The organism is Micromonospora sp. NPDC049101, from assembly GCF_040648675.1.
GTDB lineage: Bacteria > Actinomycetota > Actinomycetes > Mycobacteriales > Micromonosporaceae > Micromonospora.
Genome location: NZ_JBEZED010000028.1, coordinates 14032 through 35487 on the forward strand (window position 1 = coordinate 14032; position 21456 = coordinate 35487).

Here is a 21456-nt window from a genome sequence, read left to right on the forward strand (position 1 = left end):
GCCCGTACACCTCCGTCCGCGAGGGGTACGGGCGTCCGCTACCGTGACACCGCCTGTTCGCACCTGACCTGCCGGAGGACCAGTGCCCCTGCTCTACACCATCGGCAAGCTCGCCGTGGGGCCCACGCTGCGGTTGGCGTTCCGCCCGACCGTGGAGGGGCTGGAAAACGTGCCGGCCACCGGCGGCGCGATCTTCGCCGGCAACCACCTGTCGGTGGCCGACGAGCTGTTCCTCGGCACTGTCGTGCCCCGGCACCTGGCGTTCTGGGCGAAGTCGGAGTATTTCACGGGCACCGGTGTGAAGGGTGCGATCTCCAAGTTCGTCCTCACCGGCCTGGGTGCCATTCCGGTGGAGCGGGGCGGCGGCCGGGCCGCGCTGTCCGCGTTCGACGCGGCGATCCCGGTGCTCAAGAACGGTGATCTGGTGGTGGTCTACCCGGAGGGCACCCGCTCGCCGGACGGCAGGCTCTACCGGGGGCGGACCGGCACGGTTCGGCTGGCGACCACGACCGGCGTGCCGGTCATCCCGGTCGGCATGATCGGCACGGACAAGGCGCAGCCGATCGGCGCCCGGGTGCCCCGGCCCGGCGCCGCCGAGATCATCATTCGGTTCGGCAAGCCGATCAACCTGGCCGGACGGCCGACCGACCGCACCTCGTTGCGGCAGATGACCGACGAGGTGATGAGCGAGATCCAGAAGCTCACCGGCCAGGAGTACGTCCCCCGTTACGCCCCGCCGCGCGCCCACCCGGACCCGACCCAGGCCTGACCCTCTTGTCGATCAAGAAGTCCACCGCCCTCGTGGGGCGGGAGCCTTCCTGATCGATGCTGGCTGGGTCGCCGTCAGCCCTTGGGCTGGATGATCTGGGCGCGCAGGGTGGCCAGCAGGGCGGCACTGTCGGCCAGGGAGAGCCGGGTGAACACCCCGGTGGCGATGCTGCCGTGGTCGACCGAGGTGCAGACCACCACGTCACCGCCGTCGGACTGGCCGACCGCGCAGCGCTCGTGCCGGCCCCGCACACCGGTGTCCACGCTCTCCGGGGTGTCCAGGGTGTAACGGTCGGTGAGCCGGCTGATCTCGGCCTCCGCGTCCGACTCCGGGCTCAGCCGAAAGCCCGTGCCGCCGAAGACCGTCACCTGCTTACCCCCCGAGGTGGAGTAGACGCCGGCGAAGGTGTCCTCGGCCAGCAGGTGCTCGTTGCGTACCTCGGTCTCCAACTGCCGGGCGGCCTCGGCGCTGCGGTTGTCCTGACGCAGGCTCAGATCGTCCACCTGGGCGGGCAGGGCGGCCTGCACCGGGTACTGGGCCGAGATCGGGAACCCGTAGTAGGCGGGGCAGCCGCAGCAACAGGCCAGGGTGAGCAGCAGGAACCAGGGCCAGCGGCGACGTTTGCGGACCGGCACCGGCACGTACCCCTTGGGGGCCTGCCAGCCCGGCGGCGGCCCCGCCGGTGGCGCCACGGGTGGTGTGGCGGACCGCTTGCCCCGGCGCTGCTTCGGCACCCGGGGCGCCGGGGCAAGCGGCGGCGCGGACGGCGGCGACATCGGCCGGGTCGGCATCCTGGGCCCGGTGGCCTGTGGTGGCCTCGGGGCGGCCGCCGGAGACACCGGGTGCGACCCGACCGAGCGAGTGGGTTGGCTGGGCCACTGCCGGGTCGCCGGCGGCGTCGGATGCGGCATCGTCGGGGGAAGGTGGGGAAACGGCGGCAGCTCGGCGGAGGGCAGGTCCCAGCCGCCGGTGTCCACGCCGGCCCACGGGTCGACAGGCGTCTGGTGCTCCGGCGGCCCCACCGGCGCAGGCGGTGGGGTCGGCTCGGCAGACTCGCCCCACACCCGTCGGCGCGGCAGCGGGGGCGGCACCGGCGCCGAACCGCTCCACCTGGGCGCGGGGGTCTCCGCGGTGGTGCCGGGCTCGGCCCGGCCCGAGGCCGCCGGCTGATCCGGAGACTGGGGCTGGTCGGACGGTGCCGGCTGGTCCGGCTGGTCCGGTGGTGCGGGCTGGTCCGGCGGTGCCGGCTGGTCCGGCGGTGCGGGCTGGTCCGGCGGTGCGGGCTGGTCCGGCTGGTCCGGCTGGTCCGGCTGTGCCGGCTGATTCGACTGTGCCGGCTGGTCGGGGGGTGCCGGCTGGTCCGGCGGTACGGGTGGGGAGGCCGGCTTGTCGGCCGACGCCGGATCCCGGTCCGGCGCCGAGCCGGGGGTGTTCCCGTCGGCCGGCCGTGCTCCCGGCTGGGGCTCGGGCATCGCGGCAATCTCCTCTCACGCCGGTCCGAGGTTAGTACCGCGTCGCCACCGCCAGGCGGGCGCGTACCCTTGGGCATCATGAGTGCCCCGTCCACGACGCCGCGTGCGGCCGCGACCAACTCTCGCGACGACTCCAGCTCGGCGTCCCTGACGCCGAGCCGTGACCTGGAGCCGTCCGTCTGGTCCCAGCTCGAGCCGCTGCTGCCCCAGGTTTCCAAGCCCATCCAGTACGTCGGGGGCGAGCTGGGTGCGGTGACCAAGGACTGGGCCGCCGCGACCGTGCGCTGGGCGCTGATGTATCCCGACGCGTACGAGGTGGGCCTGCCCAACCAGGGCGTGCAGATCCTCTACGAGGTGCTCAACGAGCTGCCCGACACCCTCGCCGAGCGGACGTACGCGGTCTGGCCGGACCTGGAGACGCTGATGCGCACGCACGGCGTGCCGCAGTTCACCGTCGACGCGCACCGCGCGGTCCGCGACTTCGACGTGTTCGGCATCTCCTTCTCCACCGAGCTGGGTTACACCAACATGCTCACCGCGATCGACCTGGCCGGCATCCCGATGCTGGCCGCCGACCGCACCGACGCCGACCCGGTGATCCTGGCCGGCGGACACGCCGCGTTCAACCCGGAGCCGATCGCCGACTTCATCGACGCCGCGGTGCTCGGCGACGGCGAGGAAGCGGTCCTGGAGATCACCGGGATCGTCCGGGAGTGGAAGGCCGAGGGCTCCCCGGGGGGCCGCGACGAGCTGCTGCTGCGGCTGGCGCGCACCGAGAGTGTCTACGTGCCGCGCTTCTACGACGTCGACTACCTCCCGGACGGGCGGATCCAGCGAGTCGTGCCAAACCGGGCGGACGTGCCGTTCCGGGTGCACAAGCGCACGACGATGGACCTGGACGCCTGGCCGTACCCGAAGAAGCCCCTCGTCCCGCTGGCCGAGACGGTGCACGAGCGGTACGCGGTGGAGATCTTCCGGGGCTGCACCCGGGGCTGCCGGTTCTGCCAGGCTGGGATGATCACCCGGCCGGTGCGGGAGCGGTCGATCACCACCGTCGCTCAGATGGTCCGCGAGGGCCTGGAGTTCTCCGGCTTCAACGAGGTCGGCCTGCTGTCGCTCTCCTCGGCGGACCACTCCGAGATCGGCGACATGTGCTCGGGCCTCGCCGAGCAGTACGCGGGCACGAACGTCTCGCTGTCGCTGCCGTCGACCCGGGTGGACGCCTTCAACATCGACCTCGCGCAGGAGCTGTCCCGCAACGGGCGGCGGACCGGCCTGACCTTCGCCCCGGAGGGCGGGTCGGAGCGGATCCGCAAGGTCATCAACAAGATGGTGACGAAGGAAGACCTGATCCGTACGGTCGTCACCGCGTACACCAACGGCTGGCGGCAGGTGAAGCTCTACTTCATGTGCGGCCTGCCCACCGAGACCGACGAGGACGTTCTCGAGATCGCGGAGATGGCCCACGAGGTGATCCGGGCCGGTCGGGCCGCGACCGGTTCCAAGGACATCCGCTGCACGGTCTCCATCGGCGGGTTCGTGCCGAAGCCGCACACCCCGTTCCAGTGGGCCGCGATGGACCGTCCGGAGGTCATCGACCACCGGCTCAAGATCCTCAAGCAGGCCATCAACTCCGACCGCTCGTTGGGTCGGGCCATCGGCTACCGCTACCACGACGGCGAGCCGTCGCTGATCGAAGGGCTGCTCTCCCGTGGTGACCGCCGGGTCGGCTCGGTGATCCGCAAGGTCTGGGAGAACGGCGGCCGGTTCGACGGGTGGAGCGAGCACTTCTCCTACCAGCGCTGGGTGGACGCGGCGGCCGAGACGCTGCCCGCGTTCGGGGTGGACCTCGACTGGTACACCACCCGGCAGCGCGAGGAGCTGGAGGTCCTCCCCTGGGACCACCTCGACTCCGGCCTGGACAAGGACTGGCTCTGGCAGGACTGGCAGGACTCGTTCAGCGAGTTCGAGCAGGACGACTGTCGGTGGACGCCCTGCTTCGACTGCGGCGTCTGCCCGTCGATGGACACCGAGATCCAGATCGGCCCGACGGGCAAGAAGCTGCTGCCACTCACCCCGCTGGGCGGCAACGGCATGCGGGTCCCGGCCGGCGGCGGTGTGCACGTCCCGGCCGGCGGCGGTGTGCAGGTCTCGGCCGGCGACCACCCGGCCTGACCGCTCGCCGCGGGGCGACACCCCCGCGGCGGTGACCCAGCACTGTCCACACTCCACCCGACGGGCCCGCGTTCGCGCGGGCCCGTCGGCACCTGTCGACCTCCACAGCACACCACCAGCCCGTCCCGTCCCGCCCCGCAATCGACGAAAGCCGGTGCGACGTGGTGGCGACCGGGGCTGCCCCGACTGGGCCACTGTCGATACGCTGCGTCTGACATGGACCGACCCGGCGGGTCGGTAACGGGGGAGGAAGCTCATGGGGACCATCCCGCCGCCGAACACCGGCGATCTACACGTCAGCGTCGAGGACCTGAACGCCGCGGCGGCGTACGTCGAGCGGCTGAAGCAGTACGTCGACGACACCATCATCTACGAGATGGAACGCGTCAAGGAGCGGATGAAGGGCGACAGCAACAACGCCCAGACCGTCCCGAACGGCACCCCCTTCGGCGCCTACGAGGACGCCCGCATGCAGTGGCAGGCGCTGACCAAGTCCACGGCCAACATGGAGCTGCACCTCAAGACGCTGTCCCAGCGGCTCGCCTCACTCAAGCAGGGCACCGAGGACATCGCCAAGGCATTCCGTGACACCGAGGCGCGCAACGGCGCCAACGGCAAGGAGATCGAGCGGCTGCTCGAGTCGGCGGCTCCGCCGCCCGCTGCCGGCGGCGCGCCCACCTACCCGTACACGGCCTGAGGGGGACGTCATGGCTGGAGGAACCTGGGAGCGGTGCGTCCGCGAGGTGACGCTCTCCGCGGACCCGGAGACGGTCGGATCGGTCGGGCAGGGGTGGGGAAACCTCTCCTCCGGCCTGACGCAGCTGCGGGACGCGCTCGTCGGTCGATCGTTCGTCGGCCCCATCGCCACGGGTCAGGAGCGCCCGCACGTCGGTGGTCTGCCCGGGATGCTCGCCGGTTGGAAGGGCAGCGGCGGTGACGCCTACCGCGAGCACCTGGGCGAGATCGGTAAGCAGGTCGAGGATCTGATCACCGATGCGACGAACGTCAGCGGCGCGTTGGCGCGGATCGAGACGGACATCCGCAGGGCGGTCGCCTCGATCCCGGTCCCACTGGGCGACGACTTCGGCATCAACGAGTGGAGCCTGCCCAACGGCACCGAGCTCGACGACGCCCGCGACGGCGAGAGCGCGTCGGGTTTCCTCGCCGCGCTGCGCAAGGACTACCAGAGCAACCCCGGGTCGTACGCCGACGGCGCGTTCCGCGACAAGGCCGACGACCTGGAGGCGACCATGAAGGTCGACGGTCAGGCGGGTGACCAGAAGCGGGGTGGCTGGTGGGACACCAAGGACCATCTCGACAACTGGTACCGGGACAACCAGCAGGCGGCCAACACCGCGATGTCCCCGCTGCCCCAGGCCGTCTACACCGAGCGTCCCAAGCTGGTGGTCACCGAGCCCTCGCCCGTCTCGGACGACTACCGGCCCGACGATCGCGTACCGCCGAAGGGTCGACCTGACATCGGCGGCGGCGGTGGCGGGGGTGGTGGTGGTGGCATCGGCGGCGTCCCGGACATCGGCAGCCGGCCGCCGGGCGGCAGCGCCGACTTCAGCGGTGGGCCGACGTCGGTGGCCGGCCCGTTCTCGCCGTCCGGTGCCGGATCCACCGGCGGTGAGACCGGCTCGTTCACCCCTGGGTCCCCCGGATCGGGTTATCCGGGTGTCGACGACGGCTACAGCACCGGCCTGGCCGGTGCCGCGCCCAGCAGCATTGGCGGCGTGGGTGGCGGTTACGGCGGCACCGGTCTCGGCAGCGCCGGGCTCGGTGGGGCCGGCGGTGGTTTCGGCGGTGGCGTGGGCGCCGGCGGGATCGGGGCCGGCGGTGGTGGCCTGGGCGCGGCCGGCGGGATCGGCGTGGGCAGCATCCCCGGCATGGTGGGTGGCGGCAACGGCAAGGTGCCGCCGATGACGAGCGCGGCGAACGCGCTGCGCGCCGCCGCCGGTGCGGGCGGCCCCGGCATGGCGGGCGGCGCGCGTGGCGGCGCCGGGATCGGCGGTGCCGGCATGATGGGCGGCGGCATGATGGGCGGCGCGGGTGGCGCCGGGCATGGCGGTGGTACGGGCTCCGAGCACTCGTCGTGGTTGACTGAGGACGACGATCCGTGGGGCCCCGGTGACGGCTCGTCCCCGGGCATCCTGCGATGAGGACGGACGGATGAGGGTGAACGTCGCAGCGCTCCGGCCGGCCGCGGCCTGCCTGCTGGCGGGGCTCCTGGTGGTGGGGGCCGCCCAACCGGCGGTCGCCGCGCCCCGGCGGGCCGAGCAGTGGTATGTGGACGAGCTGCGGATCGAGCAGGCGCACGGGCTGTCCACCGGGCGGGGCGTGGTCGTGGCCGTGATCGACAGCGGCGTGGACGCCAACCATCCGGAGCTGAGGGGCCAGGTGCTCCCCGGTGGCCGCAGTGACGGCGGCAGCGGAGACGGCCAGACCGACGCGCAGGGGCACGGCACGCACATGGCCGGCATCATCGCGTCGACGAACGCCACCTCCGACGGCGTCGAGGGCGTCGCCCCGGGTGCCAAGATCATGCCCATCAAGCTGGACGTGTCCGGCGATGTGGGTTACGACGAGGCGGCGGTCAGCCTCGGCATCCGGATGGCCGTCGACGGCGGCGCCAAGGTGATCAACATTTCGCTGGGCAAGCCGTCGGCCGTCACCCCCGAGGAGGAGAGCGCCCTCCGGTACGCCCTGGAGCGCGACGTCGTCGTGGTGGTGGCCGCCGGCAACACCGCCAAGGGCAGCGTCAAGGTCGATACTCCCGCCAACGTCCCCGGCGTGATCGCCGTGACCGGGACGACCCGGGGCGGCAGGTTCTGGTCCGGCTCGGTCCAGGGTCCGGAGGCGGTGGTCGCCGCACCCGGCGATGACATCTACAACGCCGGCCGGGACAAGGGCTACGGCTGGGGTGACGGCACCTCCGACTCCACGGCGATCGTCTCCGGTCTGGCCGCGTTGGTCCGGTCGAAGTACCCGAACCTCGACGCCGCCAACGTGATCAACCGGATCATCCGTACCGCCCGGGACTCCGGTCCCGCCGGCCGTGACCCGCAGTACGGCTTCGGTCTGATCGACCCGGTGGCCGCACTGAGCGCGAACGTGCCGCCGGTCACCGCGAACCCGCTGCTCGCCCCGACCGCCGCGACCGCCGACCCGGCGCCGACCCGGACCGCCGACGCGGCCGAGGAGTTTGACGTCACCCAGCACGGCGACCGCGGTGGCCCCACGGACCAGCAGGTCATGGTGGTCGTCATCGGTGTTGCCGTGGTGGTGGTGCTGCTGTTGGGGCTGACGGTGTTCCTGATCTGGAACCGACGCCGGTACCGCCGCGAGGCGGCCCTGGCGGCCAACGTCCCGGACCACCTGCTCGACCAGGAGCCTCCCGGCGGATACGGGCCACCGGGCGCCGGTTACCCCCCACCCGGGGCTGGTTACGCACCGCCGTCCGGTTACCCGCCACCCCCGGGGTACGCCCCGCCCAGCGGCGGATACCCGCCACCGTCCGGCCACGCGCCGCCGGGTTACGGCCCGCCGGGAGGGGCACCACCGCCGCCGCCCCCAGCGGGGAGCGGCAACCGGTCCTGATCATGGTGGCCGGCCGGATGACCTTCGGGTCGCCCGGCGGCCATCGGCGTTCCGGCAGGTGAACGTCGCGGTGTTGACCGGTTTGGGCCGGTTCGCCGGGGCGGGACGACCGCCCCGGCTGCGGACCGGCACGGGCCCTGCGCCAGGATGGTTGGACACGCAGGTCCACCCGAGGAGCCCACGATCGCCAGAAAGCCTCAACCCGAGGGCGGCCAGGCACCGGTCGTCCAGCGCGTCCGCATCCGGTACGCCAAGCGCGGACCGCTGCGGTTCACCTCGCACCGGGACTTCGCCCGGGCGTTCGAGCGCGCGCTGCGCCGGGCCGCCGTACCGGTCGCCTTCTCCCAGGGTTTCCACCCGCACCCGAAGATCTCCTACGCCAGTGCCGCGCCCACCGGGGTGGCGAGCGAGGCGGAGTACCTGGAGATCGCTCTCCAGGCGGCGGTCGACCCGGAGCAACTGCGGGCCGCGTTGGACGCCGCGCTCTCGCCGGGGCTGGACGTGTTGGACGCCGTGATCGCCGAGAGCGGCAACCTGCCGGACCGGATCGAGGCGTCGCACTGGCACATCGAGTTGCCCGAGGTGGAGACCGCTGTGCTCCGCGGCGCGGTGGACGCCTTCCTCGCGGCGGACGAGGTGCTGGTCGAGCGGATGACCAAGCAGGGCCGGCGCACCTTCGACGCCCGCGCCGCAGTGATATCAGTCGATGTCATAGTGCCAACGCCGACGCCTTCCGGGGCGCCGGCCGTACCGTGTGCGATACTCGAACTGGTCGTGCGGCAGGTCACCCCGTCCGTACGGCCCGATGACGTCCTTTCCGGCCTCCGCGTGGTGGCCGACCTGGAGCCGCCGGTTTCGCCGAGGGTGACCCGGCTGGCTCAGGGCACGTTGACCGCGCAGGGAGCGATCGTGGATCCGTTGGATGCGGACCGCGACGGGGCAGCCATCGTTGGGCACTGACCGACGGTCCGTGCTCTGGCAGGCAGACTTCGGCGGTCGCGCACCACGCGCGCCCGGCGGAAACACTTTTGCGGCGACCCTGCGTGGCAGCGCTCACCCGCGCCCGGGGCAGCCAGAACTGGAGAACGTCCATGCTCGAGAACGAGCCCGAGGGCGGCGAACGGACCGGTTCACAGCCGGCCGGGGAAACCGCCGACCAGAGCACCACGGCCGACGGCGCCACCGCTGTCGGTTCGGCGTCGGTGGACCCGGGTGGCGCGGAGAGCGCCGAGCCCGCCGCGCCGGCACGACGCACCCGGTCGACCCGCCGGCGCGCCGCCCCGCTGAGCCAGCCGGAGCAGACCGACGCGCCGGCTGAGGCGTCCACCGGCGAGACCGGCAGTGCCGAGTCGCCGCAGGCGGAGGTCTTCGCCCCGATCTCCGGCGACCAGGACGTCGCCCCCAAAACCCCCCGGCGCCGCCGCAAGGCCACCCCGGTCGAGACGACCGCCGAGGAGCCGCTCGTGGCCGCCTCCGCGGAGGCGGCCTCGGCCGACGTGGTGCCACCGGTGAAGGTGACCCGTACCCGGCGCAAGAAGGCCACCCCGGCCGCCGTCGAGGAGCCGCCCGCGATCGAGGAGCCGGTCGTCGAGGAGCCGGTCGTCGTCGAGGAGCCGGTTGCCGAGGAGCCGGTCGTCGCCGAGGAGCCGGCGGAGTCCGATCTGCGCGAGGCCGAGGCCGAGCTGAACGACACCCCGACCGCGACCGCCCCCGGGTCGCCCTGGACCAGCTCCGGGGAGGTGTCACCAGGTGTCGCCGTTTCCGGTGTGACAGCTGAGGCGAACGAGCCGGCCGAGGTCGAGCCGGAGCAGCCGCGTACGCGGCGTCGGCGGGCCGCCCTCTCCGCGCCCACCGTGCTGTTCATGGCACCCCAGCCGGACGCCGTGCCGGTGACCCGGCCGGTCGAGCCCGCTCCCGTCGCCGAGGAGCCGACGGTGGAGGAGGCCGCGGAGCCGTCCCGCCGCCGTCGGCGTGGTCGCCGCGAGGCCGAGCCGGTGGAGCCGGTCGAGGCGATCGAGGCCGAGGAGGAGCCGACCGAGGAGGCCGATGAGGCCGCCGAGGCGGATGAGGACGACGAGGACAGCGCCGCCGCGCGCCGTCGCCGCCGGCGTGGTCGCCGGGGTCGGGGTCGGGGCAAGGGCGGGGCCGACGACGCCGAGGACGAGGATTCCGAGGAGGCCGCGCAGGCCGACGAGGAGGAGACCGCCGAGGTCGAGGCCGAGGGAGACGAGGACGAGGAGTCCGAGGGCGGTGACGGCCTGACCCGTCGCCGCCGGCGTCGTCGCCGCCGGGGCGCGGGCGACACGGAGGGTGCCGCCGACGACGGCGTACCGACCGTGGTCAAGATCCGCGAGCCGCGTCGGACCGTCGACGAGGTGCAGGGCGTGTCCGGTTCGACCCGGTTGGAGGCCAAGCGTCAGCGCCGCCGCGACGGTCGGGAGCAGCGGCGTACGCGGCCGCCGATCCTCAGCGAGTCGGAGTTCCTGGCGCGCCGGGAGGCGGTCGACCGGGTGATGGCGGTTCGCCAACGCGGTGACCGCACCCAGATCGCCGTCCTGGAGGACGGGGTGCTGGTCGAGCACTACGTCACCCGCAACTCCTCCGGCACGATGGCCGGCAACGTGTACCTGGGCAAGGTGCAGAACGTGCTGCCCAGCATGGAGGCGGCGTTCGTCGACGTCGGCCGGGGCCGCAACGCGGTGCTGTACGCCGGCGAGGTCAACTGGGACACCTCCGGTCTGGAGGGGCGGGCCCGCTCGATCGAGCAGGCGCTGCGCTCCGGCGACTCGGTGCTGGTCCAGGTCACCAAGGACCCGATCGGGCACAAGGGCGCGCGGCTGACCAGCCACATCGCGCTCTCCGGCCGGCACCTGGTCTACGTGCCCAACGGCAACGCGTCCGGGATCAGCCGCAAGCTGCCGGACAACGAGCGCAAGCGGCTGCGGGACGTCCTCAAGAAGCTGGTCCCGGACGGCGCGGGCGTGATCGTCCGGACGGCCGCCGAGGGTGCCACCGAGGACGAGCTGGCCCGTGACGTCAAGCGGCTCCAGGCGCAGTGGGAGGACATTCAGGCCAAGGCCGCCGAGGGTGGCGCCCCGGCGCTGCTCTACGGAGAGCCGGACCTGGTCATCCGGGTGGTTCGGGACCTGTTCAACGAGGACTTCCGCGAGCTGGTGATCGAGGGCGAGCAGTCGTACGACATCGTCGAGTCGTACCTGTCGCACGTCTCCCCGGATCTGGTCGACCGGGTGCGTCGGCACGTCGGCACGAGCGACGTCTTCGCCGAGTACCGGATCGACGAGCAGATCATCAAGGGCCTGGACCGCAAGGTCTTCCTGCCCTCCGGCGGCTCGCTGGTGATCGACCGTACCGAGGCGATGACGGTGGTGGACGTCAACACCGGCAAGTACACCGGCTCCGGGGGCAACCTGGAGGAGACCGTCACCCGCAACAACCTGGAGGCGGCGGAGGAGATCGTCCGTCAGCTCCGGTTGCGGGACATCGGCGGCATCGTGGTGATCGACTTCATCGACATGGTGCTTGAGTCGAACCGCGAGCTGGTGCTGCGCCGACTCACCGAGTGCCTGGGCCGTGACCGCACCAAGCACCAGGTCACCGAGATCACCTCGCTCGGTCTGGTGCAGATGACCCGTAAGCGGATCGGCGCGGGTCTGCTGGAGGCGTTCAGCGAGACCTGCGAGTGCTGCAAGGGTCGGGGTGTGATCATGCACACCGAGCCGGTGCCGGAGAAGGCCCGTCCCGCCGGTGCCGGGGAGAAGGTCAAGGCCGTCGCCTCGTCGGTGGCCGCCGCCCCGGCTGCCGAGCAGGGCACCGCCTCGTCCCGGCGCCGGGCACGCAAGAACGCCCCGGTCGAGCGGGTCGCGGTCGAGGTCGTCGACACCGACACCGACATCGAGACCAGCGCCGAACCGGACGCCGACTACCAGGACACGATGGGCTACGACCTGTCGCGCTACGAGTCGGACACCGCCGCCGCACCGGCGATCTCCGACAGCCAGCAGGGGGAGTCGGCTCGGCTCGCCGCGGCGGACGACCCGGACGCGCTCGCCGACGGTGAGGGCGACGAGGACACCGCCGAGGGTGGTGCCGGCCGCCGCCGTTCCCGCCGGGGTGGCGCCCGCCGGCGGACCCGCCCCTGACCGCCTGACCGGCCACGTGTTTGACGAGGTCCCTTCCCCGGCAAAGTGACGGGGGAGGGACCTTGCCGGCGCTGCCACCCCGGCCCAGAATCGGCCGTCCCGGGTCAGGAGAAGAAGATGCGTCGTCTGCTTGCCGTCACCGCACTGGTCACCGTGCTCTTGGGCGCGGCGGGGTGTGACACCGACCGGCCCGTGGGCGTCGGGCCGACCGGTGTGGCCACCGAAAGCGCCGGTGACCCGTCCGCCCTACCGGCCAGTGGTGGCGCGGCGGGGGGCGCCACGGAGGTCTGCGCCGCCGCCCAGCAGGCCAGCACCACCGCCGTCCGGACGTACGTGGCGGAGCTGGGCCAGATGGTCGCGGCGATCGGGGCCGGGGACAACGGCACGGCCGAGGCCGCTCGCGGACGGGCCGAGGCGGCGCTTGCCGGCTGGCGGACCGAGCTGCGCAAGCAGTCGGAGCGGGCCACCGATCCGCAGCTCAAGACTCTGCTCACCGACCTCGGCACCGAGGTCGCCGCGCTCGGTGCCGACGTCGAGTCGATCGACGAGACCGAGCTTGACAGGCTCCAGCAGCGCCTCGATCAGCTCTGCGCACGCTGACCAGGGCCTGTTTCATCAGGCCGGCCAGTCCTGATGAAACAGGCCCTACGGTGGGCCGGTTTGGGGTCCGGGTCGGCGATGGCGTACTCTTGCCTGCGGCCCACCTTTGGTGTGCCGAGTTCCCGTGTGCCCGCGCCGCCGTGCACTGCTACCCGGCGAGCCGCCGCGGGGACGACCGCCAGCAGCCTCAACGACAGGGAGTCCGCCTCCGATGTACGCGATCGTCAAGACCGGCGGCAAGCAGTACAAGGTCGCCGAGGGCGACGTGATCGAGGTCGAGAAGCTCACCGGTGCCCCCGGTGACGCGGTGAAGCTCACCGCGGTGCTCCTCGTCGACGGTGACGACCTGGTGACCGACGCGGCGAAGCTTGCCGAGGTCGCGGTGTCCGGCGAAATCGCCGCGCACACCAAGGGCCCGAAGATCCGGATCCACAAGTTCAAGAACAAGACCGGCTACCACAAGCGCCAGGGTCACCGCCAGCCGTTGACCCAGGTCAAGGTGACCGGCATCTCCAGCGGGAAGTAGGTCGTCCTCCAATGGCTCACAAAAAGGGTGCGTCCAGCTCGCGTAACGGTCGTGACTCCGCGGCCCAGCGACTTGGCGTGAAGCGCTTCGGTGGTCAGGTCGTCAGCGCCGGTGAGATCCTCATCCGGCAGCGTGGCACCAAGTTCCACCCCGGTGACCTGGTCGGCCGTGGCGGCGACGACACGCTGTTCGCGCTGTCCGCCGGTGCGGTCCTCTTCGGCACCAAGCGCGGTCGTAAGACCGTCAGCATCGTTCCGCAGCAGTAGTTCTCTTCGCTCAAGCGGGCCGCGGACCTCCGGGTCCCGGCCCGCTTAGCCTTTTTCACGCAGTGCGGGGTCGGACCTCGCTGGAAGGATTGACGCCGTGGCAACGTTCGTTGACCGGGTCGTTCTGCATCTGCAGGCCGGCGATGGCGGGCACGGCTGTGTCTCGATCCACCGCGAGAAGTTCAAGCCCTTCGGCGGGCCGGACGGCGGTAACGGCGGGCACGGCGGCAGCGTGTCCCTGGTGGTCGACCCGCAGGTCACCACCCTGCTCGACTTCCACTTCCACCCGCACGTCAAGGCCGACAACGGCAAGGGCGGCGCCGGGTCGAACCGGGACGGGGCCAACGGCCGCACCCTCCTGCTGAAGGTGCCCAACGGCACCGTGGTGCAGACCACCGACGGCACCGTGCTGGCGGACATGGTCGGCGCCGGCACCACCTTCGAGGTGGCCCGGGGCGGGCGCGGCGGGCGGGGCAACGCGTCGCTGGCCAACGCCAAGCGCAAGGCGCCGGGCTTCGCCGAGCTGGGTGAGCCCGGTGACCAGTTGGACATCGTGCTGGAGCTGAAGAGCGTCGCCGACGTGGGCCTGGTGGGCTTCCCGTCGGCCGGCAAGTCGTCGCTGATCTCGGTGATCTCCGCCGCGAAGCCGAAGATCGCCGACTACCCGTTCACCACCCTCGTGCCCAACCTGGGCGTGGTCCGGATGGACAACCACACCTTCACCGTCGCCGACGTGCCGGGTCTGATCCCCGGCGCGGCCAACGGCAAGGGGCTGGGCCTGGAGTTCCTGCGGCACATCGAGCGCTGCGCGGTGCTGGTGCACGTCATCGACTCGGCGACCCTGGAGCCCGGCCGCGACCCGGTGGCCGACATCGACGCCATCGAGGCCGAGCTGAGCCAGTACGGCGGGCTGGCCGACCGCCCCCGGCTGGTGGCCGTGAACAAGGTCGACGTACCGGACGGGCGGGACCTCGCCGAGATCGTGCGCCCCGACCTGGAGGAGCGCGGCTACCGGGTGTTCGAGGTCTCCGCGGCCACCCGCGAGGGGCTCAAGGAGCTCACCTACGCGATGGCCGAGCTGGTCGAGGCGGAACGCAAGGCCGCGCCGCCGGCGGAGCCGACGCGGATCGTGATCCGTCCGATCGCGGTGGACGACGACGGCTTCACCATCACGGCCGAGGCGGACGGCTCGTTCACCGTTCGTGGTGTCCGGCCGGAGCGCTGGGTCAAGCAGACCAACTTCGACAACGACGAGGCGGTCGGCTACCTCGCCGACCGGCTGGCCCGGCTCGGCGTGGAGGACAAGCTGGCCAAGGCCGGTGCGGAGCCCGGTGACCTGGTCCGGATCGGTGAGCGCGAGTTCGACTGGCAACCGACGCTCTACGCCGGCGTCGATTTCGTGCCCGGCAACCGGGGCACCGACGTCCGCCTGGAGGAGAAGTCGAACCGGCTCTCCGCGGCGGACCGGCTCGCTGCCCGCAAGGCCCGCCGGGTGCGGTCGGCGGACGAGGTGGGTGCGGACTCGTCCGACGACCTCGACGACGACGATGACGGCGACGAGGACGACGCCGAGTAGTCCGTTGCGCTCCGTGATCGGGTTGATTTCCGGAAACCTCCGCGAAATCCGCCAGTCCTAGCGTGGGGTGATGTTGATCGAGTCTCGGCCCGCCACCGATCCGGAGATCGCCGCCCTGGTCATCGCCCAGCAGCGGGAGCTGCTCGCGGCCGATGGCGGGTTGGACGGGCAGGTCTTCGTCCCGCACGACGACGTCCGCTACCTGGCGGCGGTGGTGAACGGTCGGGCGGTCGCCTGTGGCGGGCTCCAGCCGATCGATGCCGAGACCGGCGAGGTCAAGCGGATGTACGTCCGGCCCGCGTACCGGGGGCGGGGCATCGCCCGGCAACTGCTGGCCGCGCTGGAGGAGTGCGCGTTCCGGCAGGGGCACTCGGTGGTCTGCCTGGAGACGGGCACCTACCTGCCGGCGGCGATCGCGCTGTACACGTCCTGTGGCTACCACCAGATCCCGGTCTACGGCGAGTACGTGGGCAACCCGTACAGCATCTGTTTCGCCAAGCGACTGCCGGTCGCGGCCTGACCGCTCAGGCGCCGGTGGTGGCGTGCGTGACGGTCACCGGCTTCGACTCGGGCGAGGCGTGCTGGCGCAGGACGATGCTCAGCAGGGTCAGCGCTCCGACGGCGAGGAACTCGCTCTGCCAGTTCTGCATGGACTGGAACCAGAAGTCGCTGGTGCCGAGGAACTCCCACACGCCGATCGGTGGCGCTCCGCTCTGCAGCGCCTGCTCCTGGTTGTATGCCGCGGTGCCGCCGAACAGGTGACCGACGAACGAACCGGCGAAGATCAGCAGCAGCGCGAGGGAGAGGCTGTTGCGGTAGATCGCCAGGGGCAGGCCGCCGACGCGCACCGGCCAGGGTGACTGCGGGGTCGCCCGCCGCTCGTCGTCCTCCGGCCGGTCGGTCTGGTCCACCGGCTTCGACTCGGCCGAGCCCCGCTGCACCAGGTGCGCGGTGAGCAGCACGTACCCGCCCATCTGGAGGAACTCCGGTGCGCGCGACCGCGAAACCCCAAATCTCCAGGTCAGTGCCGGTCGGCCGGGTTGTCCAGGCGCCCGCCGGTGCCCGCCTGGTTGGACAGCAGCAGCCCGAGCGCGAGCATGCCGAAGCCGAGTGCGAGGTGCAGCCAGTTGTCGGCGTCGTTGACCGGCAGGATGTTCGCCCCGCTCTCGGCGTCGACGGCCTCGATGCCCAGGCCGTACAGCCAGAGGCCGAGGTAGATCGCGCCGCCGCCGGCCAGGAACACGCGGGCCCCGCCGACGCTGCGGGCCAGCACCAGGCCGGCCAATCCGAACAGCAGGTGCACCGCGTTGTGCAGGATCGACACCTGGAACAGCCCGAGCAGCCGCGCGTCCGAGTGGTGCCCGGCGAATCTCAGCTCCCCGTAGTCGGTGGTGACGCCGGGTACGAAGCCGAGGATGCCGATCAGCAGGAAGACCCCGGCCACGACCAGCGCGGCCACCCGCACCCGGGGTCGGGGGGCCGCCGGTCGGCCACCTCGCACGCCTCGTGCCATCGCTGCCCCCTTCGTGGATCTGCCAGCCTCGCGAACCGCACTGTCCGCAGCGGCGACGTGACGCAGCCCGACGATCCTCCATTTTGAAGTCGATCCGGTCGCTCCCGCAGAGAAATGCACGAAGAGGTATGGAAGCCGAAACGCAGGGTAGGGATTCGGTGAGCGGCTGGAGCAACACCACCGCATCCCCCAGCACAACCGCGACGACTTTCTGAGCGGAAGGGAAATCATGTCTTACGATCTTTCACCCACGTCTTCCACGTACGGGCCGGAGTCGACGAACGGCGGCGGCGTCCGTGACCAGGCCCGCCAGGTCGGCACCGAGGCCGCGCAGGCCGGCGGCGCGGTCGCCCAGACCGCCAAGGAGCAGGGCACCGAGGTCGGCCGTGAGGCCGCCCGGCAGGCGCGCAACCTGTACGGCGAGGCCCGCACCCAGCTCGCCAGCCAGACCGGTGAGCAGCAGCGCCGGGCGGCCGGTGGGCTGCGGTCGCTGGCCGACGAGATGCGCTCGATGGCCGAGCAGGGTGGCCAGGCCGGTCCGGTGACCGAGCTGGCCCGCCAGGCCGCCGACCGGGTGCACGGCGTCGCCGGCTGGCTCGAGCAGCGCGAACCGGGCGACCTGCTCACCGAGGTACGCGACTACGCGCGGCGCAACCCGGGCACCTTCCTGGTCGGCGCGGCCGTTCTCGGCGTGTTGGCCGGCCGGCTCACCCGGGGCATCTCCGCTGCCGGCGACGACTCCGGCAACGGCACCTCGACCTACCGGGGTGCCGGGGCGTACGACCCGGAGCAGACCGCGGTGATCCCGACGCAGCCGCCGGCACCCCGCGCGGTGCCGGACGCCGTTCCGCCGGGCGGCTACCTCGACCCGACCCCCGGCACGCACACCGCGCCGACGTCCGGTGGCTACGCGGACCCGACGCCCGGCAGCCACGCCGACCCCAACGGGGGCGGCTACCCGGAGCACTCCGGCACCGGGCAGCCGCTGCCGCCGGTGCAGCAGACCGACCCGCTGCCGGGCGTGCCGTCCAGCGGCAGCACCCGCCCGTGAGCCGCCGACTCGTCCGAAGGGAGGCGACGGCATGAGCATGCCGACGCAGGGGCCCGGCCTGGGCTCCGGTTACCACCCCGACGCGGGTGCCCCGCACACGGCGGCGGAGGTGAAGGGCAGCTCCATCGGTGAGCTGATGCGTCAGGTGACAAGTGACCTGTCGACGCTGATGCGCCAGGAGGTCGAGCTGGCCAAGGCCGAGATCCGTCAGGAGGGCAAGAAGGCCGGCAAGGCCGCCGGGCTCTTCGGCGGTGCCGGCTTCGGCGGCTACATGGTGGCGCTCTTCGTGTCCATCGCCGTGTGGCAGTTCCTGGACAACGTCATGGACTCCGGTCTGGCCGCGCTGATCGTGGCCGTCATCTGGGCCGCGGTCGCCGCCGTCCTCTACTCCATGGCCAAGAAGAACGCCCAGCACGTACGCGGGCTCAAGCAGACGAACGACAGCGTGCAGCGGATCCCCGACGCGCTCAAGCCGCATCCGGAGGGAGTCACCCGATGAGCACCGATCCCGATCAGATCCGCCGGGAGATCGAAGCCACCCGTAACAGTCTCAGCTCCGATGTGGACGCGCTGGCGTACAAGGTCAGCCCGAGCCGCATCGTTGACGACCGCAAGCAGCGGGCCCGTTCCGCTCTGCAGAATGTGAGGGACAAGGTCATGGGAACCGCGTCTGACCTCGGCCACGGCACCGGCCAGGCCGCCCACTCGGTGGGTGACCGCGCCTCGTCGGCGGCCTCCAGCGTCAGCGACGCCGCGCACTCGGCGGCGACCTCCGTCAGCGACGCCGCACACAGCGCGCCGCGGGTGATCCGGCAGAAGTCCCAGGGCAACCCACTCGCCGCCGGTCTGATCGCGTTCGGCGTCGGCTGGCTGGCGTCGTCGCTGATCCCGGCCTCCCGCCGGGAGCAGCAGGCCGCGACGCAGCTCAAGGAGCGGGTCGGCGAGCACAGTGGCGCGGTGAAGGAGAAGCTGGGGGAGATGGCCAACGAGCTCAAGGAGGAGCTGCGCGAGCCCGCCCAGCAGGCCGCCCAGTCGGTGCGGTCCACCGCTCAGGACGCCGTGCACGCGGTCAGGGACGACACCAGGTCGGCCGCGTCCGACGTCAAGGACCAGGCCCAGCAGGCCCGACACCAGGTCAGCCCCTGACCCCACCCGCCGCACCCCGGCGACAGCTCGCGGCCACCATCCCGGTGCCCGCGAGCTGTCGCCCCCACCCCCGCCGATCGTGCAGTTTCGGTCGGGGGTTCGTTCTATTGAGGGCTGTCTTGTCGTGACCGAAAGTGCAAGATCGCGCGGGTCAGGGGGTGGTGTGGGGCGGGGTTGGCGGCTCGGCGGATGTGGGTGTCGCCGTAGCGGACGCCGCCGCGCAGGAACCGCTGGGCCACCGCCAGCCAGCCGCACACCCCGCGCTCCAGCAGCCAGAGTGGGGCCGCCAGGGCCGTGGTCGGCGGGAACACCCGGTCACCGCCGGCGCGACGACGACCCGCCTCGGCCAGGGCGACCACCCCGGCCGCCGCGCCGAGCAGCAGCCGGAGCCGACGCGACGCGACCGCCGCCGCCAGCCCCGGCAGGACCGCGAGCGCGGTCAGCAGGCGAGCCGGCTGGGCCAGGTCGTCGTACGCCTGGCGGACCCGTTGGCCACGGAAGTGCGCCGCGTCCGGTGGTAGCCGGCGGACGTACAACCAGGCTGGCCTGGCCTCGACGCCGCCGTACCCGCGCACGGTACGGATCAGCTCCAGGTTCTCGAAGAGCACGTCCGGGTCGTACCCGCCCATGGCGAGGAAGGTGCCGCGCCGCACCGCGAGGGTGCCCGGGTAGTCGTCCCCGAGTGCCCGGTTGAGCAGCGTCCGGCCGGTGTCCCACCAGGCGTGCCAGGGCAGCGGGTCGAAGTAGTTCTGCGGTCGTACCAGATCGACCCGGCCCAGCAGCCGGTGCACTGCGGTCAGGCCGGCCTCGTCGTACCGGACGTCGTCGTCGGCGATCACCACGTGCTCGTGGCCCGCCGCGCGGACGCCGGTGCGTACGCCGATCACCTTGCCGTTGAGCCCACGCTCGCCGGGGTCGGGCGGGAGCTGCCGGACCAGCCCCCGCCAGGCGTCGGCGTGCCGCGCGAACAGGTCCGGTGCGGAGCCGTCGACCACGATCACCTCGACCCGTTCGGCCAGCCACCGCAGGTAACCGGTCAACTCGGCCAGACCGCTGTCGGCGTGCCAGCGCAGCGGCAGCACGTACGTCATCGGCAGGTGGACCGGCGACGTGCCGGCGCGGTCGACGCCCGCCCGGCCTGCGGCGCGCCGGGCGTCACCAGCTGGGCTGAACAGGGACATCGCTGTGCCTCCTTCGCAGGACCGCTGCGCACCGACGGCTGAGCCGCACCTGCCCACATCCGCGCTGGTCAAACCGATGGTCGGAGACGCGGGCGCAGGTCAGGCGGTGCGCCGGACGTTGGTGAGGGTCAGACCGAGGGGCGGCAACGCCGGCATCCGGTGCAGGTCCAGGGCCAGGTCCTGGATGGGTACGTCGTAGCGCATGGTGCCGGTCAGGTTGGCCACCGCCCGTTTCATCAGGTCGATGGTGATCCACTCGCCCGCGCAACGGTGCCCCGCCCAGTGCTCACCGCCGCCCTGCGGGATCAACTCGAACGGGTCCACGTGTCGGCCGGCGAACCGCTCCGGGCGGAACAACTCCGGTTCCGGCCAGAGGGCCGGGTGGTGGTTGGTGCCGTACAGGTCGAGCAGCACCCGTCGCCCCCGGGGAAAGTGGTGGCCCTGCCAGTCGAAGGAACGCCGGACCCGGGCCGCCGCGATCGGGAAGAACGGGTAGTAGCGGCGTACTTCCTGGACGAAGTTCTCGGTGGCCTCGTCGTCGCCGCGCACCCGTTCCCGCCAGCCCGGATGGTCGTGCAGGGCGAGCGCCGCGAACGCGATGTACTGGTCCACGGCCACCACCGGCCGCAGCACGTTGAGCAGCTCCACCGCCGCGACCCGGCGGGGGAGGAGCCGGCCCTGCCGGTCCCGGTGCTCGGCGATCACCGCCAGGGCACTGCCGGGCGGCGCCGGGAAGAGACCGACCCGGGTCCGTTCGATCAGGTCGGCGAGCCGGCGTTCGGTACGGCCACGGGCGAGTCGCCCCCGCCAGTGTCGGAGGCCGACCACCGCCGGAGCCTCGATCATGGCGTGCAGCTCGACGGCGCGCCGCTCGACCTGTGCCGTGGGCAGCGGCACCCCGGCCCAGGCGCAGACCACCCGGGTCAACAGGCGGCCCAGCTCGTCGTAGAGCGGCAGCGGCCCGCCGGCCTCCCAGGCGGGGATCCGCGCCTGCCACTCGTCGTCGAAGAGCCGACCGAGCTGCCGGATGGCGGTCGGCGTCATGATCGACATGAACATGGCCTTGCGGTCGGCGTGCTCCGCCCCGTCCAGCCCCTGCACGCCACGTCGACCGGTGAGGGTCCGCTGCACCCGTAGCGGCATCGCGGTCGACCGTTGGAAGCGCTCGTTGTCGTAGAACAACACCGCCGCCGGCCGGCCGCGCAGGCAGATCGTCGGTGCGAGCAGGATCCGGGTCTGGAAGACGTCGCTGCCGTACCGCTCGCAGCGTGCACCGATGAACCGGTAGCCGGCGCGGAGCAACGCCAGGGTGCTGTCCGGGCTGCGGTCGGCCGGCATGGTCGCCATCAGGTCTCCTCACACGCGGGTGCGGCCGGTCACCCCGGCCGGCTGCGTCTACCCCCGTCGCCGCCGCTGAATCC

Annotated in this window: 20 protein-coding genes; 15 read left to right on the forward strand and 5 right to left on the reverse strand. The window is 72.2% G+C overall.

What is annotated here, in order from left to right; all coding sequences use genetic code 11:
* Positions 1-82: 82 nt before the first annotated feature.
* Positions 83-769 carry a lysophospholipid acyltransferase family protein gene (locus AB0B57_RS29540; protein ID WP_357076956.1) on the forward strand — a complete coding sequence of 229 codons (687 nt, stop codon included), beginning with the start codon at positions 83-85 and terminating at the stop codon, positions 767-769.
* Positions 770-843: 74 nt separating this feature from the next.
* Here the strand turns inward: AB0B57_RS29540 and AB0B57_RS29545 are convergent, their stop codons facing one another.
* The gene (locus AB0B57_RS29545; protein WP_357076959.1) at positions 844-2241 is read right to left on the reverse strand and encodes a hypothetical protein; all 1398 of its coding nucleotides are present in this window, start codon (positions 2239-2241) and stop codon (positions 844-846) included.
* 78 nt (positions 2242-2319) lie between these two features.
* Between AB0B57_RS29545 and AB0B57_RS29550 the strand changes: the two genes are divergently transcribed.
* From AB0B57_RS29550 to AB0B57_RS29600, 11 genes are all read left to right on the forward strand, one after another.
* The gene (locus tag AB0B57_RS29550; protein WP_357076962.1) at positions 2320-4416 is read left to right on the forward strand and encodes a TIGR03960 family B12-binding radical SAM protein; all 2097 of its coding nucleotides are present in this window, start codon (positions 2320-2322) and stop codon (positions 4414-4416) included.
* Between the two features lie 256 nt (positions 4417-4672).
* Positions 4673-5113, forward strand: a complete 441-nt coding sequence (locus AB0B57_RS29555) for a hypothetical protein (RefSeq protein ID WP_357076965.1) — start codon at positions 4673-4675, stop codon at positions 5111-5113.
* A gap of 10 nt (positions 5114-5123) precedes the next feature.
* The gene (locus tag AB0B57_RS29560) at positions 5124-6578 is read left to right on the forward strand and encodes a hypothetical protein (RefSeq protein ID WP_357076968.1); all 1455 of its coding nucleotides are present in this window, start codon (positions 5124-5126) and stop codon (positions 6576-6578) included.
* Positions 6579-6588: 10 nt separating this feature from the next.
* Positions 6589-8016 (forward strand): type VII secretion-associated serine protease mycosin, encoded by a 1428-nt coding sequence (gene mycP, locus AB0B57_RS29565; protein ID WP_357076971.1) that lies wholly within the window; start codon positions 6589-6591, stop codon positions 8014-8016.
* Between the two features lie 147 nt (positions 8017-8163).
* Positions 8164-8976, forward strand: coding sequence for a TIGR03936 family radical SAM-associated protein (locus tag AB0B57_RS29570; RefSeq protein ID WP_357076974.1), 813 nt, complete (start codon positions 8164-8166; stop codon positions 8974-8976).
* A 131-nt stretch (positions 8977-9107) separates the two neighbouring features.
* Complete coding sequence (locus AB0B57_RS29575) at positions 9108-12176, forward strand: Rne/Rng family ribonuclease (RefSeq protein WP_357076977.1); 3069 nt, start codon at positions 9108-9110, stop codon at positions 12174-12176.
* Positions 12177-12293: 117 nt separating this feature from the next.
* On the forward strand, positions 12294-12776 hold the full coding sequence (locus tag AB0B57_RS29580; protein ID WP_357076980.1) for a hypothetical protein: 483 nt from the start codon (positions 12294-12296) through the stop codon (positions 12774-12776).
* Positions 12777-12987: 211 nt separating this feature from the next.
* Positions 12988-13302 carry a 50S ribosomal protein L21 gene (gene rplU, locus AB0B57_RS29585; RefSeq protein WP_007464063.1) on the forward strand — a complete coding sequence of 105 codons (315 nt, stop codon included), beginning with the start codon at positions 12988-12990 and terminating at the stop codon, positions 13300-13302.
* An 11-nt stretch (positions 13303-13313) separates the two neighbouring features.
* The gene (gene rpmA / locus AB0B57_RS29590; RefSeq protein ID WP_074313740.1) at positions 13314-13568 is read left to right on the forward strand and encodes a 50S ribosomal protein L27; all 255 of its coding nucleotides are present in this window, start codon (positions 13314-13316) and stop codon (positions 13566-13568) included.
* 97 nt (positions 13569-13665) lie between these two features.
* Positions 13666-15144 carry a GTPase ObgE gene (gene obgE, locus AB0B57_RS29595; RefSeq protein WP_357076983.1) on the forward strand — a complete coding sequence of 493 codons (1479 nt, stop codon included), beginning with the start codon at positions 13666-13668 and terminating at the stop codon, positions 15142-15144.
* A 70-nt stretch (positions 15145-15214) separates the two neighbouring features.
* Positions 15215-15664, forward strand: coding sequence for a GNAT family N-acetyltransferase (locus AB0B57_RS29600; RefSeq protein WP_357076986.1), 450 nt, complete (start codon positions 15215-15217; stop codon positions 15662-15664).
* A gap of 4 nt (positions 15665-15668) precedes the next feature.
* On the opposite strand, the gene AB0B57_RS29605 is transcribed toward AB0B57_RS29600, so the two are convergent.
* Positions 15669-16118 carry a DUF6766 family protein gene (locus tag AB0B57_RS29605; RefSeq protein WP_357076989.1) on the reverse strand — a complete coding sequence of 150 codons (450 nt, stop codon included), beginning with the start codon at positions 16116-16118 and terminating at the stop codon, positions 15669-15671.
* Positions 16119-16165: 47 nt separating this feature from the next.
* Positions 16166-16657 (reverse strand): DUF4383 domain-containing protein, encoded by a 492-nt coding sequence (locus AB0B57_RS29610; protein WP_357076992.1) that lies wholly within the window; start codon positions 16655-16657, stop codon positions 16166-16168.
* A 229-nt stretch (positions 16658-16886) separates the two neighbouring features.
* On the opposite strand from AB0B57_RS29610, the gene AB0B57_RS29615 reads away from it, so the two are divergent.
* The 3 genes from AB0B57_RS29615 to AB0B57_RS29625 are packed head-to-tail and all read left to right on the forward strand — an operon-like array spanning position 16887 to position 18854.
* Positions 16887-17708, forward strand: a complete 822-nt coding sequence (locus tag AB0B57_RS29615) for a hypothetical protein (RefSeq protein ID WP_357076994.1) — start codon at positions 16887-16889, stop codon at positions 17706-17708.
* Between the two features lie 31 nt (positions 17709-17739).
* Complete coding sequence (locus tag AB0B57_RS29620; RefSeq protein ID WP_357076997.1) at positions 17740-18207, forward strand: phage holin family protein; 468 nt, start codon at positions 17740-17742, stop codon at positions 18205-18207.
* Positions 18204-18854, forward strand: a complete 651-nt coding sequence (locus AB0B57_RS29625) for a DUF3618 domain-containing protein (RefSeq protein ID WP_357077000.1) — start codon at positions 18204-18206, stop codon at positions 18852-18854. The genes AB0B57_RS29620 and AB0B57_RS29625 overlap by 4 nt, the downstream gene beginning before the upstream one ends.
* A gap of 104 nt (positions 18855-18958) precedes the next feature.
* On the opposite strand, the gene AB0B57_RS29630 is transcribed toward AB0B57_RS29625, so the two are convergent.
* Complete coding sequence (locus AB0B57_RS29630; protein ID WP_357077003.1) at positions 18959-20035, reverse strand: glycosyltransferase family 2 protein; 1077 nt, start codon at positions 20033-20035, stop codon at positions 18959-18961.
* 99 nt (positions 20036-20134) lie between these two features.
* Positions 20135-21382, reverse strand: a complete 1248-nt coding sequence (locus AB0B57_RS29635) for a cytochrome P450 (protein ID WP_357077006.1) — start codon at positions 21380-21382, stop codon at positions 20135-20137.
* Positions 21383-21456: the final 74 nt, after the last annotated feature.

Bases quoted from the DNA above. Each gene is read 5' to 3' on its own strand.
- AB0B57_RS29545 (WP_357076959.1), bottom strand. From the start codon at position 2,241: ATGCCCGAGCCCCAGCCGGGAGCACGGCCGGCCGACGGGAACACCCCC.
- AB0B57_RS29550 (WP_357076962.1), top strand. From the start codon at position 2,320: ATGAGTGCCCCGTCCACGACGCCGCGTGCGGCCGCGACCAACTCTCGC.
- AB0B57_RS29555 (WP_357076965.1), top strand. From the start codon at position 4,673: ATGGGGACCATCCCGCCGCCGAACACCGGCGATCTACACGTCAGCGTC.
- AB0B57_RS29560 (WP_357076968.1), top strand. From the start codon at position 5,124: ATGGCTGGAGGAACCTGGGAGCGGTGCGTCCGCGAGGTGACGCTCTCC.
- mycP (WP_357076971.1), top strand. From the start codon at position 6,589: ATGAGGGTGAACGTCGCAGCGCTCCGGCCGGCCGCGGCCTGCCTGCTG.
- AB0B57_RS29570 (WP_357076974.1), top strand. From the start codon at position 8,164: ATGGTTGGACACGCAGGTCCACCCGAGGAGCCCACGATCGCCAGAAAG.
- AB0B57_RS29575 (WP_357076977.1), top strand. From the start codon at position 9,108: ATGCTCGAGAACGAGCCCGAGGGCGGCGAACGGACCGGTTCACAGCCG.
- AB0B57_RS29580 (WP_357076980.1), top strand. From the start codon at position 12,294: ATGCGTCGTCTGCTTGCCGTCACCGCACTGGTCACCGTGCTCTTGGGC.
- rplU (WP_007464063.1), top strand. From the start codon at position 12,988: ATGTACGCGATCGTCAAGACCGGCGGCAAGCAGTACAAGGTCGCCGAG.
- rpmA (WP_074313740.1), top strand. From the start codon at position 13,314: ATGGCTCACAAAAAGGGTGCGTCCAGCTCGCGTAACGGTCGTGACTCC.
- AB0B57_RS29600 (WP_357076986.1), top strand. From the start codon at position 15,215: ATGTTGATCGAGTCTCGGCCCGCCACCGATCCGGAGATCGCCGCCCTG.
- AB0B57_RS29605 (WP_357076989.1), bottom strand. From the start codon at position 16,118: ATGGGCGGGTACGTGCTGCTCACCGCGCACCTGGTGCAGCGGGGCTCG.
- AB0B57_RS29610 (WP_357076992.1), bottom strand. From the start codon at position 16,657: ATGGCACGAGGCGTGCGAGGTGGCCGACCGGCGGCCCCCCGACCCCGG.
- AB0B57_RS29615 (WP_357076994.1), top strand. From the start codon at position 16,887: ATGTCTTACGATCTTTCACCCACGTCTTCCACGTACGGGCCGGAGTCG.
- AB0B57_RS29620 (WP_357076997.1), top strand. From the start codon at position 17,740: ATGAGCATGCCGACGCAGGGGCCCGGCCTGGGCTCCGGTTACCACCCC.
- AB0B57_RS29625 (WP_357077000.1), top strand. From the start codon at position 18,204: ATGAGCACCGATCCCGATCAGATCCGCCGGGAGATCGAAGCCACCCGT.
- AB0B57_RS29630 (WP_357077003.1), bottom strand. From the start codon at position 20,035: ATGTCCCTGTTCAGCCCAGCTGGTGACGCCCGGCGCGCCGCAGGCCGG.
- AB0B57_RS29635 (WP_357077006.1), bottom strand. From the start codon at position 21,382: ATGGCGACCATGCCGGCCGACCGCAGCCCGGACAGCACCCTGGCGTTG.